14 protein-coding genes are annotated in these 10,577 nt (G+C 66.5%); 8 read left to right on the top strand and 6 right to left on the bottom strand.

The features are described from left to right. Positions 1 to 627 precede the first annotated feature (627 nt). From JT721_RS17015 to JT721_RS17005, 3 genes are all read left to right on the top strand, one after another. Complete coding sequence (locus JT721_RS17015) at positions 628 to 885, top strand: hypothetical protein (RefSeq protein WP_205474453.1); 258 nt, start codon at positions 628 to 630, stop codon at positions 883 to 885. Then, positions 885 to 1,559 carry a recombinase family protein gene (locus JT721_RS17010; protein WP_205474452.1) on the top strand — a complete coding sequence of 225 codons (675 nt, stop codon included), beginning with the start codon at positions 885 to 887 and terminating at the stop codon, positions 1,557 to 1,559. Before JT721_RS17015 ends, JT721_RS17010 begins: the two co-directional genes overlap by 1 nt. Before the next feature lie 62 nt (positions 1,560 to 1,621). Beyond that, a complete protein-coding gene (locus tag JT721_RS17005; protein WP_205474451.1) occupies positions 1,622 to 2,620 on the top strand; it encodes a DUF4917 family protein in 999 nt (332 codons plus the stop codon). A gap of 38 nt (positions 2,621 to 2,658) precedes the next feature. Here the strand turns inward: JT721_RS17005 and JT721_RS17000 are convergent, their stop codons facing one another. Beyond that, positions 2,659 to 3,096: a hypothetical protein gene (locus tag JT721_RS17000; protein WP_205474450.1), complete on the bottom strand. Its 438-nt coding sequence runs from the start codon at positions 3,094 to 3,096 to the stop codon at positions 2,659 to 2,661. A 231-nt stretch (positions 3,097 to 3,327) separates the two neighbouring features. Here JT721_RS17000 and JT721_RS16995 point away from each other — a divergent pair, with 231 nt between their 5' ends. The 5 genes from JT721_RS16995 to JT721_RS16975 all read left to right on the top strand — a co-directional run bounded on the left by JT721_RS16995 (position 3,328) and on the right by JT721_RS16975 (position 6,457). Then, positions 3,328 to 4,524: a hypothetical protein gene (locus JT721_RS16995; protein ID WP_205474449.1), complete on the top strand. Its 1,197-nt coding sequence runs from the start codon at positions 3,328 to 3,330 to the stop codon at positions 4,522 to 4,524. Between the two features lie 87 nt (positions 4,525 to 4,611). After that, entirely contained in the window at positions 4,612 to 5,004 is a 393-nt protein-coding gene (locus JT721_RS16990) for a hypothetical protein (RefSeq protein WP_205474448.1), read from the top strand. Position 5,005: 1 nt separating this feature from the next. Beyond that, positions 5,006 to 5,620: a hypothetical protein gene (locus JT721_RS16985; protein ID WP_205474447.1), complete on the top strand. Its 615-nt coding sequence runs from the start codon at positions 5,006 to 5,008 to the stop codon at positions 5,618 to 5,620. Beyond that, positions 5,617 to 5,937 (top strand): hypothetical protein, encoded by a 321-nt coding sequence (locus JT721_RS16980; protein WP_205474446.1) that lies wholly within the window; start codon positions 5,617 to 5,619, stop codon positions 5,935 to 5,937. Before JT721_RS16985 ends, JT721_RS16980 begins: the two co-directional genes overlap by 4 nt. 283 nt (positions 5,938 to 6,220) lie before the next feature. Then, a complete protein-coding gene (locus tag JT721_RS16975; protein WP_205474445.1) occupies positions 6,221 to 6,457 on the top strand; it encodes a hypothetical protein in 237 nt (78 codons plus the stop codon). A 164-nt stretch (positions 6,458 to 6,621) separates the two neighbouring features. Here the strand turns inward: JT721_RS16975 and JT721_RS16970 are convergent, their stop codons facing one another. The 5 genes from JT721_RS16970 to JT721_RS16950 all read right to left on the bottom strand — a co-directional run bounded on the left by JT721_RS16970 (position 6,622) and on the right by JT721_RS16950 (position 9,878). Further along, positions 6,622 to 6,810: a hypothetical protein gene (locus tag JT721_RS16970; RefSeq protein ID WP_205474444.1), complete on the bottom strand. Its 189-nt coding sequence runs from the start codon at positions 6,808 to 6,810 to the stop codon at positions 6,622 to 6,624. A gap of 184 nt (positions 6,811 to 6,994) precedes the next feature. Beyond that, positions 6,995 to 7,540 (bottom strand): Swt1 family HEPN domain-containing protein, encoded by a 546-nt coding sequence (locus JT721_RS16965; protein WP_205474443.1) that lies wholly within the window; start codon positions 7,538 to 7,540, stop codon positions 6,995 to 6,997. Further along, the gene (locus JT721_RS16960; protein ID WP_205474442.1) at positions 7,537 to 8,166 is read right to left on the bottom strand and encodes a DUF5343 domain-containing protein; all 630 of its coding nucleotides are present in this window, start codon (positions 8,164 to 8,166) and stop codon (positions 7,537 to 7,539) included. Before JT721_RS16960 ends, JT721_RS16965 begins: the two co-directional genes overlap by 4 nt. 101 nt (positions 8,167 to 8,267) lie before the next feature. Beyond that, complete coding sequence (locus tag JT721_RS16955; protein WP_205474441.1) at positions 8,268 to 8,558, bottom strand: hypothetical protein; 291 nt, start codon at positions 8,556 to 8,558, stop codon at positions 8,268 to 8,270. A gap of 99 nt (positions 8,559 to 8,657) precedes the next feature. After that, positions 8,658 to 9,878 (bottom strand): HNH endonuclease signature motif containing protein, encoded by a 1,221-nt coding sequence (locus tag JT721_RS16950; RefSeq protein ID WP_205474440.1) that lies wholly within the window; start codon positions 9,876 to 9,878, stop codon positions 8,658 to 8,660. Positions 9,879 to 10,577 lie beyond the last annotated feature (699 nt).

The raw sequence follows: 10,577 nt of genomic DNA, 5'->3' as shown, positions 1-10,577 counted from the left end.
CCCCGCGCCCCCCCCCCCGGGGGGCCGGGGGGGGGGGGGGGGGCCCCCCCCCCCCCCCACCCCGGTAGCAGGTCGGTGGGCCTCGGTCGGCCTGGGGGGTGGAAGTTGGAGTCACCCCGGTTCGGCGTAGCTGGGTGGCCCGAGTTCCGGAAAAGAGAAAGGAAGCTGGCTGCGGAGTTTCCGAGAACTACCCGGCTCGGTTCGGCAGCCTCGATCGGCTGGGCCGGGTACTCGTGAGCCTCGGTACGTCCAAGGCCTGGAGATGGCCCGAGAACGTGCGAGGCAGTGGTGGGAGCAGACCGGTTAGCCCACAAACGTCAGGCCTGGCGAAAAATTGTATGCTCTCCTCCTCTCTAGCTGAGATGGATTAGCGCCCGGTTGATACCCGCGGAGAGGTGGGCTCGATACCCACGGGAGCCACCAAGAACGCCCGGTCTTATCAGCCGGGCGTTCGGCATTTCCGGACCGAGGCAGCCCGTGCCGTGTGGGTCAGGAACCTCATACGCGCTCGCACTCGAGAGCCACCGAGTCTCAAAAGTGGACCCCCGGCTCGACCTAGCCTTCGAACACATGTGCGGGTAGGTTCGCGGGCAAGGGGACCCTTACCCGCGATGACTAGGAGAGCCCATGCCCAGCTACCGGTACGAAACTCGGATCACACGCGCCCGCAGGGAGACCCGACAAGATCTCGTCACCTACGTCGCGGTTGGGCTCTTTCTCTGCCTGACAGTCATCGGTGCGCCCATCGGCATCGCCGTAATCGTCATTGGCATCGTCCGGCACTCGCGCTCGTCCTCGGCCATCAACCAGGCCGAATGGCGCGCGCGCCGGGTCGCCGAGAGCCGGGAGCACGACGCCCGCATTCGCGCTATCAGGAGGCTCTAATGACCACGACGACGATGCGAGTGCTGGGCTACGTGCGCCGCTCGACCGACAAGCAGGCAATGTCCCCCGAGACGCAAGCCCGCCGCCTGCGCGACGCCGCCGACATCTTCGGCTGGGACCTGACGATCCGCGAGGAGGACGCGGCGAGCGCCAAGAGCCTCGACGGTCGCCCGGTGTTGGCCGAGGCGATGGCCGACCTCGAAGCCGGGCAGGCCGACGCCCTCGCCGTCGCCGCCCTGGACCGGCTCGCCCGCAGCACCCGCGACTTCGCCGACGTCCTCGACCGGAGCGAGCGGCAGGGCTGGTCCGTCGTGTGCCTGGACCTTGGAGTGGACACCAGCACCGACAGCGGGCGGCTCGTCGCCGACATCCGCGCCGCCGTGGCGCAGTGGGAGCGCCGCATCATCGCCAGCCGGACCAGGGAGGGCATGGCGACGATCCGAGCGACGACCGGCAAGCACATGGGCCGACCGTCCGCGATCCCCCGCGACGTCGAGGACCGCATCTACGACCTGCACAGCGAGGGCTTGTCTGCCTCAGCGATCGCTCAGCTGATGGAGGACGAAGGCGTGGCTCGCCCGACCGCCCGGTCCAAGTCCTGGCACCACTCTCACATCCTCGCCGCCGTCCGGCGCGTGGAGGTCCGCGCCGAGGCGCGTGCGTTCCGCATTTGACTGCGAGGAGGCCAGGCTCCTGGATACGCTCCATGCCCCGTACCCAACCGAATGGGAGCACGATGGATGGACCGATAGATGCCGATCTCCAAGATTGGGCGGGACTCTCTTCAAAGGACTGGCCAACCCTGCTTCTTGGAAATGGCCTGAGCATCAATCTTTGGTCGGGATTCAGGTACGCCAGCCTGTACGCGAGTGCGTCACTAACTCCTGAAGCGCAAGCCATCTTCGCGGAACTCGGGACGACCAACTTCGAACAATGCCTGGAATGCCTACACCACGCGAACATTGCGCTTCGCGCGCTACACAAGTCAACGACTAAGGTCGATCAGACGTACGCAGAAGTGCGGGATGCGCTGTTCGAGACCGTTGGCGACGTGCATGTCCCTTGGGGCCACTTCCCTCAGTCCACACATGACCTGCTCGCAGAGACCATGAACCAACACAAGGCAGTTTTCACGACCAGCTACGACCTCTGCCTCTACTGGAGTCATCTACAAACATCGAAGCAAGTCAACATGATTGATTTCTTCTGGGCCGCCGGTCGCCAGTTCGACCCGGACAACGTCGGAGTTCGAAGTGCCAACGCGACACGTGTCTTCTACCTGCACGGCGGCCTCCACCTCTGGCAGGACGACATGACGGACGATAATGGCAAGTGGACCAATGCCGACGGCTCCTTGCTCGACCTTCGAAGCAAGTACGGCCCGACCTCGAGTCGTCGTCCCCTTTTCGTGAGCGAGGGAACTTCCGCAGCCAAGTCGCGAACCATTCGCCAGTCGACCTACCTCACGTTCTGCCTCGAGGAACTGCGTAACGACGACCGGCCAACGGTCCTCTTCGGACAGTCTCTCGCCGATCAGGATTCGCATATTGCCGAAGCGCTCAACGAGGGCGGTCGTAGGCGAATCGCCATCTCGATGTTCCCAAGCGGGGACCACAACGCAATAATTGCGGAGAAGGCGCGCATCCTCAGAAAGTTGCCGGATCATAACGTCAGCTTCTTCGACTCGACTTCCCATCCCATTGGGGACTCATCGCTTCAGATCCATACGCCTTAGCGGTGCTCGCCCCGCGAACGGGGCCCACGACCGGCACATCAGTCCTTCAACGGCACAGACTTCTTGCATTGCACGCGCTTCCCCGAGGCCAGGTCTACCCAGGGCCGCATCTTGTTGAACGGGATGCTTCGATCGCGGTGCACGTCACGGAGTGCGTCGCCCTCGATGAAGTACGTCGCCTTGCTGTGCGGCTCTAGCCGATGCGGGATGGGGTCTGAGATGCGCAGCGGGACCATCTTGTGAACGTTGCCACCGTCCGGCATGCCGAAGCCCCAACCGGTAATCGTGGCCGCCGCTCGACCCTTGTTCACGGCCTCGACCACGACGTAGTGCTCGGCGGTTCCTGTCACTGCATCCGTGACGGCGTTACTCACGTTCACCTTGATCACCGGCCCGCTGTTCTTCCAGGACCAGGCTTGCCAGGCGAGGGACACCACGCTTAGCGAGAGCGCCACGAGCGAGATAGCAATGGACATGGCGGCAGCATGGCACCAGCCGCCGACAGGGGTGCGCGGAACGCGAGTCCTCCCGGCAATGGGCGCACTGTCGTCCCACTAGTCCTCGACAAGAGGTCGAGGTATAGTTGCCGTTGACAACCAGTTGGTTGACAGGGGACGCAAGTCGTCCCACTGCCCGAGTGTGGGCGCAAAGGAACCGGAGCAGCGAGCACGTCTCGCACCCATCCCGCCGCCTCACTGGAGCACCCCATGAATCTCACGACCCAGAAGCGAGCCCTCCTCGCCGCAGGCGACGTCCGCGGCCTGCTGGCCCTCAACCGCTCGCTGTACGGCGGCGCCACGATGATGGCACGGGGCTACAACGCCCACGCCGACCTGATGCGGACCACCGCGGACGGACGCGACCTCGACGCGCTGTTCGAAGAGGCCCGTGCCGCCGTCGACATCGCCAACCAGCAGCAGCAGAACTTCCTCTCGCTGTTCTCCTACCAGGTGACCTCGCCGGTGGTGTCGGTCCTGCAGACCGTCGGCGGCGGATCGGACATCTTCGAGCAGGCCTCCGAGTACGGCGTCCCCCAGGGGTCCCGCATCAAGCACGACGTGCTGGACATGGGCGCGACGTTCCGCTGGTACGACGCGGCCTGGAAGGCGACGTGGCGCTACCTGGCCGACGCAACGGAGGCCGAGATCGTCGCCAACGCGAGCGCCATCATCAACGCGGACGAGGAGAAGGTCTTCAAGGAGGTCATGTCGACGGTCTTCCGGCACACCAACCGGAGCGTCACCGACGACAGGACCAACACGACCTACAACGTGTTCGCCTTCGCCAACGGCGACGGCTGGGTCCCGCCCAAGTACGCCGGGCAGTCCTTCGCCGGGACGCACACCCACTTCCGGACCACCGGCGCGAACACCATCAACTCCGGCGACCTGGACGAGATCGTGGACGACTTCAAGTCCCACGGCTACAGCCAGGAGAACGGCACCCAGATCGTCATCTTCGTCAACGCGTCCGAGGGCAACGTCATCAACGGCTTCCGCGTTGCGAACGGGGCCCGAGCCGACTTCATCCCTTCGTCCGGTCAGCGGTTCTTCGCCACCGACGGCGACCTGGTCGGCCAGCAGGTCCCGGCGACTTTCGCGGGCTTCCCAGTCAAGGGGTCGTACGACGAGGCGATCATCATCGAGTCCGCCCGAATCCCGGCCGGGTACGTGACGGCGCTGGCGTCGGGCGGTGCCCTGGCCAACTCCAACCCGATCATGTTCCGGGTCCACCCGAAGTTCCCCGGCCTGACCCTGGTGCAGGGCAACCGGGGCGACTACCCGCTCATCGACTCCTACTGGAGCCACGGGTTCGGCACGGGAATCCGGCACCGGCTCGCCGGCATGGTCATGCAGGTGACCTCCAACCCGTCGTACACGCCCCCGGCGCTGTACGTCGCCTGAGACACCCGGCCCGGTGGAGGGTTTCGCGACCTACCTCCGCTGGGCCGGGATCAGGTCGCGAGGTCGCCTGTTGGAGGAACGATGTTCATGTCTGCCATGGAAGACGCCGCCGCCTTGGTCCCGTGGGCCGAAGGGAACGAGATCGCCCTGCTGGACGAGAAGACCGACGAGGCCGTGCGCCGCGCCTTCGGCGGGCCGGTGCCCGACGACTGCGCCGTAGGCGTCCCGCTGCTCCGCTTCGCCACCGAGGGCGTCATGGCGATGCCCCTGCTGGAGGCCATGCTGGAGGACCCCCTCCCGCGGCACGACTCCCAGTCGTGCGACCGGTGCGGCACCACCAAGCGCCAGGTCACCGACCGGCTCTGGATCCCGGCGGGTGCTTCGGTCGTTGTGGTCGCGCTCTGCTGGTCCTGCAAGTTGCACGCCTACGACCGCCCGGTCTCTCGACCACGCGTCCGGTCCTCGCTCGTCTGGTGCTGACATGTCACGCCGGAAGACCGCGAGCCACTCGGAGGACTGGTGGGCGATGCTCGCCCCGCCCACCGCCGTCCGGTGCGGCGGGACCCTCCAGAGCGGTGAGCAGTGCCGCCGGGAGGCCATCCTGGGCGGGACGGTCTGTAGCCAGCACGGCGGCGCAGCCAAGCAGGTCCGCGAGCGGGCGGCTGCCCGGATCGGGAACGCCGCCGACGAGATGGTCAAGCGGCTGTTCGCCATGCTGGACGACCCCGAGACGCCTCACGCCGTGCGCTCCAAGATCATGCAGGACATGCTCGACCGGGCCGGGCTGAACGCGACCGGCAAGCTGGTGGTGGGCGTGGCCGAGGTCGACCCGGTCGAGGCGCTCTTTCGAGCCGTTCTCCAGGACTCGGACGGGCTCGACCCTGTATCCCCCGTGCCCTACGTCCCGCGCCCGGAGATCGCCGCTCTCAACCGCGGAGCCGACCCCCAAGCGCTGGGCGAGGACGACGACGTGTTCGAGGCCGAGTGGGTCGAGGACCCCGCCTCGGAGCCGGACCCGCACACCGTGCACGTCACGGAGAGCATGTCCGACCGTCCGCCCAAGCACATCCGGGAAGCCCTGGAGATGTTGAAGTGAGTCGGGGTCCCGCGCTGAAGGAGATCGACCTGGCGACCAAGGTCTGCCCCACCTGCGGCAACGGCTTCTTCACCCAGGTCGGGCTGGACGAGCACGTCCGGGTCGGCAAGCACGACCGACTGTCCCGACGATGGGTCACGGGCCGAGTCAGCCCCGCCGGACTCCTCGGGCTACAGGAGCGCGGACGTCAGGTCGCTCAGCTGAACAACTCCCGCCGACGTCGCTGCGTCAACTGCGGCGTCGTCTCGACCCCGGCGGGCATCGGAGCCCACCAGAAGGCCAGCGGCCACGGTGGCTGGACGGAAGTCGTCACGTGACCACCGAGCCCGCACCGGACCTCCAGCCCTGCACCGTCAAGGGCTGCTCATGGCGCGGGCTCGACCCGACCACTTGCCCCCTCCACGACGACGGCGCATGGGACCGGCAGTGGCAACTGCTGCCGGACGACCTCGCCACCAAGCGCCACACCCGACACCGCTAGGAGCACGCCACGCCGGTCAACTACTTCGTGCTGTCGAAGGACGGCGTCGACCTCGCGACACCGACACAATCACCGCCACCGCCACCGCGATCGGGACGGCCCTGATCAATCTGACCGCGGTGACCAACCCCGCATCCTCCGAGACCGCACGGCAGCACAACCTCCGCGCTGGCGCCGCCGCCCGGCTCGCGGAGTCCGTCGCGGGCGGCGGCACTGCTGGCACCGCCGCCCACACCGCCATGCTCGCGGTCGTGGCGAAGGAAGCTGGCCTCATCGGCTCGACCTTCACAACGGCCACCTACGAGACCGTCACCCAGCCCATCGACGCGGTGCTGGCGATGCCGACCGGCTACTAGTTCGCGCGCTGGTCAGCGACCGCAATCGCGGCGAGCGAGGCAGCGCGACTCGTAGGTCACGATGTCTCCCCCAGGCAACACGCGAGTGACTTCGTGCCAGTGGATGAACCCACCGGCGGGCTTGAAGCTGAACCGGTCGCCGGGCTCCGGAGGCCAACTGTCGCTCATCGGTCAGCCGCCACGGCGTGGGCGTGCGTCGCCAGAGCCTGGTCAAGCCGACCGATCGCGTCGAGCAGCAGGCTGGCTTCACGGGGGTCGATCCGGCCCTCCGTCGCCTGCATCTCGATCAGACGAGTCAGCGCTTCGCGACTCTCGTCTACTCGGGCGCGGGTCTTGTCGGTGAGCCTGTTCATGCGGCCTCGTCTCAGGAATGATTCTCTGAGAGGGGCGCCCTGGCCGGGATCCTCGGGGACGTGCCAACGATGTCTGTCGGACCGCCTGTGCCTCGACGGTCAGGCCTCACGCATTCCCAGTGGGTAACAGCGCTTCGACTATGGCTGACGGTAAGTCACACTGCTGGGATTCGTCAACGGGGACCTAACCGACTACCCGCAGCCAGTCCCTGACGCGCACGTCCATCCGCTCGACATCGGCTTCCGTGAGACGGCCTGTGTGCGCCAGGGCGCGACGCGTCCGATTCAACTCAGCGAAGTAGGCCGTCACCCAGTCTTGGTCACCGAGCACGGGCTCGAACAGCGACCACTGGCTCAGGATGATGTCGCCGTACTGCGGGAAGTCCACATACACCAGCAACGAGTCGCCCCGAGGTCCGTGCCAACGAGCCCTCTTATCGTCATCGGCGCGCTTCTCAGCACCCTTGCGAATCGAGGGACCGACACCGTTGACCCACCAGTCCTGGCCGAGGTCCTCCTTGAGCGTCGTCTCGATCAGTTCTCGTATCGAGTTCTCCAGACAGTAGAGCAACTCGTAGACGCGCCCCATAGCAGCTGCCTGCTCTCGGGCCTCCCGCGAGAAACTGTCAATGGTGCGTTGGGCGAGGCTCAAATCCGGCTCATCGTTGACTCCGAGAAGGCGATTGGTGGCCATCGAACGAAACAGAAATGCCTGCAGAGTCTCGGTCACATTAGGTTCTCTCGGAGGCTTTTGAAAATCGCGTCGTAGACAGCGACGTCAGTAGAAAGTGGCAGATGGACGTGAATGTCGTGCCGGAGTGAGAACGTTCCGCCGTTCTGGTCGCGACGCTCGTCCTTGCCCTCGCCGCCGTTCTGCCTACCGTCCAACTGCTCGTCGGGTTCATCTTGCTGATTTTCGACCGATGGCTCTGGCGTCCAGTCCGCCAGTTGGGCAAGCGCATGGAACGTCGACCCCATCTTTGCCGTGACGGCCTCACCCTTATCAGTGAGGCGCGCAAAGATGCCCGCCAACTCAGAAGCGGACTTCTTGTTCGCGTCATTGTCGACCGCGAAAAGATCGGCGTACCCAGTCCGGAGACCCTGAGCCAGGGCCTTACCGGCGAGCGCCGGGTCCTTATAGGTCCGGTACAACTCCGTTGGCGTCCCAGAGTGATCGAGGAAACCGATTGCCTTCAGTACGGGAATGATCGGGCGATCAGAGGAACTGGAGAAACCCAACTGCTTCAAGAACTCGTAGGTGAAACCAGTCGACGCCGGTACGGATGCCTTCTGCATCGCTTCCAGGATCTTGCTCGTGTTCTTCGTGCTGGTGAGGTAAGCCGATGGAACTGCCATGAGGGGAGGTTAGACCTCAGGTCGAACCTTGGCGGGTCCTTTACGAACTCTGTCGCCAGTAGCGTCCGGCATCAGAACCCACTACGCTACCCCTTGTAAACCTAAGAGGGGTCGTTGATCCAGACCTCCTCGACCGTGGGGTCGTCGAGGAACGGCTGGAGGGGGCCGAAGCCGGACACCCGCGCCACGATCTCGCCGACCATCGAGTCGACGTCGGGCACCGGAGCGACCATGCCGGTGAGGCTGCGCTGGTCGTGGTCGCGCACGACGTCCTCGGCGATCCGGCGCACGAGAGGCGCGTCGCGCTGCGGGTCGACGCCCTCGCGGCGGACGCGCTCGCGCACGTGGAGGTCGAGCTCCTCGACCAGCGACTCAGCGTGCGTCAACGCCACCAGCGGCCTCCGTCCCGAGTAGGAGTGCTGAGGGCAGCACCGTAGAACGAGGTCGCGGGCTCGGGAAGTGGGCGGCGGTAAATCTGTGGATAGCGCCGCTCAGGTCCGCCTGTGGAACTGGACCTTGCCGGTGGGTAGGTAGGTCGTCTTGTACGCGGGGTCGTGGGCGCGTTGGTGGTGTGAGGGGCAGAGGAGGACGCCGTCCTTGAGGTCGGTGTTGCCGCCGTCGGTCCAGCGGGTCTTGTGGTGGGCTTCGCAGGTGGAGGCGGGTCGGTCGCAGCCTTCGCTGCGGCAGGTGTTCTGCTGTAGGCCGAGGGCGATGCGTTGCGGGGTGGTGAAGAGCCTGCGGGTGCGGCCAAGGTCGAGGACCTGGGCCTGGCCGTCGAGGACGGCGGGGATGAGGCCGGCTTCGCAGGCGAGGCGTCGGGCGGCGCCGGGGCTGATCCGGGTGCCGGTGTCGAGCTCGCAGGCGGCGAGGCGTCCTTCGAGGACGGCGAGCGGGATGGTGATCACGACGGTGGCGTTGACGCCGCCGCGCTGGGGAAGCCGGTCTGCGGGGTAGCGGAGGATGTAGTCGCAGAACGTCCGACCGAGCGACTGCGAGGTCACCTTCTCGTGGGTCAGCGCCGCGTGGGCGAAGAGCGCCTTCTTGAGCGCCTCGGCGTGCATGGTGGGGATGACGAACCGGCCGTGGGTCCGGCCCTCGCCGTCGTCGAGCATCGTGAGCTTGCAAACTTTCTCGGCCTCGCGCTCCTCGCGCTCGAGGGCCTTGGCCTCGGCTGCTTCGCCGACCTCGGGACAGACGATGTCGAGGATCCGGTTGCCGAAGACGACGAGGTCCTTGGCGTCGTGGTGCTGCGCCAGCTCGACGAGCTTGGTCTGTGCCTGCTCGCGGATCCGAGGGTCGAGGTCGTCGGGGAGCTTGGCGATCGCCCTGGCGATGACCTCGGCCTGCTCCAGCAGCAGCTCACCACGCGCGAGGGCTTGGGCGACAACGGGCATGGTGTCGAGCTGCTCCGCCAGCCGCATCGTCCTGGCGGTCTCTCGGCGGGTGGCGTGCGTGGCGACCGCCAGCCACGCTGCGGTCGAGGTGGCGCCGGAGGCGGCCTCGACCTTCTCAGTCTGGGCGTGCTTGGCGAGACGGAGCTCGAGTGCTGCGACCTGGCTCTTGAGCTTGGCGAGCTCCGTCAGGGCGTGGCCGGCCTCGGCGGCGTCCATCGACCACAGGGGCAGGTCGCGGAGCTCCTCGAGCACACCACGCGCGTCACCGACGGCACGCGTGACGCGGTGCCGGGAGCGGGTGGTGTGCGGGCTTGTCATGTGACCTACTCAAGCACCGACCACCGACAGTCCCTGGTCGGTTTTCGCGTTGTCCACAAGGGGATTGGGGGTTCTGACCTGATCGTTACCTTGGGGGGGCGCTGGGTTTCGAGGCTCGTCGCTAGCGCCACTCGCACCTCAACCAGCGCCCGCCGTCCCACCGCTGGTTGAGGAAGTCGCGCAAGCGACTGTCTCGAAACCCCTGCGGGCCAAACGCCCTCCGGCTCGCACTGAATGCGGGCGCGGGTATCGCCGACCCGGCGTCAATCAACGACGGCTCGGCGAAGCCTGGGTTGCCCGCGGTGGTTGCTGGACGGTTGTCGTCTCACCGGGTTTCGAGACAGGACTTCGTCCTTCCTCAACCAGCGGAACGCCCGCGCAGTGCTGGCGGCGCGAGCTTGCGAGTGCCGGCAGTGCGCCGTAGGGAATCCTTGACGGCGAGCGTCGGCCTGCTAGGCGCGCGGGCCCCAAGAGTCAGCACCACCCAGTGGCCCCAGGACCGGTTGTCGTCGTACGGGGGGTCTCGACGACGCTCGCTGGCGCTCGCTGCTCGACCACCGGTGAGTCGCCCCGGGGTGGTTGCGGGAGGGCTGTCACCTCACTGGGTTTCGAGACGGACTTCGTCCCTCCTCAACCAGCGATACCCGAGCCCGCTAGACGCGCGGGCGCCCCGAGTCACCCCAACGGAGTCGCTTCCAC

This window comes from Nocardioides sp. SYSU D00038, from assembly GCF_016924665.1.
Classification (GTDB): domain Bacteria; phylum Actinomycetota; class Actinomycetes; order Propionibacteriales; family Nocardioidaceae; genus Nocardioides.
The sequence above is the reverse complement of the archived record's forward strand: the minus strand, read 5'-3'. Positions and strand labels throughout refer to the sequence as shown.

Bases quoted from the DNA above. Each gene is read 5' to 3' on its own strand.
- JT721_RS16995 (WP_205474449.1), top strand. From the start codon at position 3,328: ATGAATCTCACGACCCAGAAGCGAGCCCTCCTCGCCGCAGGCGACGTC.
- JT721_RS17015 (WP_205474453.1), top strand. From the start codon at position 628: ATGCCCAGCTACCGGTACGAAACTCGGATCACACGCGCCCGCAGGGAG.
- JT721_RS16950 (WP_205474440.1), bottom strand. From the start codon at position 9,878: ATGACAAGCCCGCACACCACCCGCTCCCGGCACCGCGTCACGCGTGCC.
- JT721_RS16960 (WP_205474442.1), bottom strand. From the start codon at position 8,166: ATGGCAGTTCCATCGGCTTACCTCACCAGCACGAAGAACACGAGCAAG.
- JT721_RS17010 (WP_205474452.1), top strand. From the start codon at position 885: ATGACCACGACGACGATGCGAGTGCTGGGCTACGTGCGCCGCTCGACC.
- JT721_RS16990 (WP_205474448.1), top strand. From the start codon at position 4,612: ATGTCTGCCATGGAAGACGCCGCCGCCTTGGTCCCGTGGGCCGAAGGG.
- JT721_RS17005 (WP_205474451.1), top strand. From the start codon at position 1,622: ATGGATGGACCGATAGATGCCGATCTCCAAGATTGGGCGGGACTCTCT.
- JT721_RS17000 (WP_205474450.1), bottom strand. From the start codon at position 3,096: ATGTCCATTGCTATCTCGCTCGTGGCGCTCTCGCTAAGCGTGGTGTCC.
- JT721_RS16985 (WP_205474447.1), top strand. From the start codon at position 5,006: ATGTCACGCCGGAAGACCGCGAGCCACTCGGAGGACTGGTGGGCGATG.
- JT721_RS16970 (WP_205474444.1), bottom strand. From the start codon at position 6,810: ATGAACAGGCTCACCGACAAGACCCGCGCCCGAGTAGACGAGAGTCGC.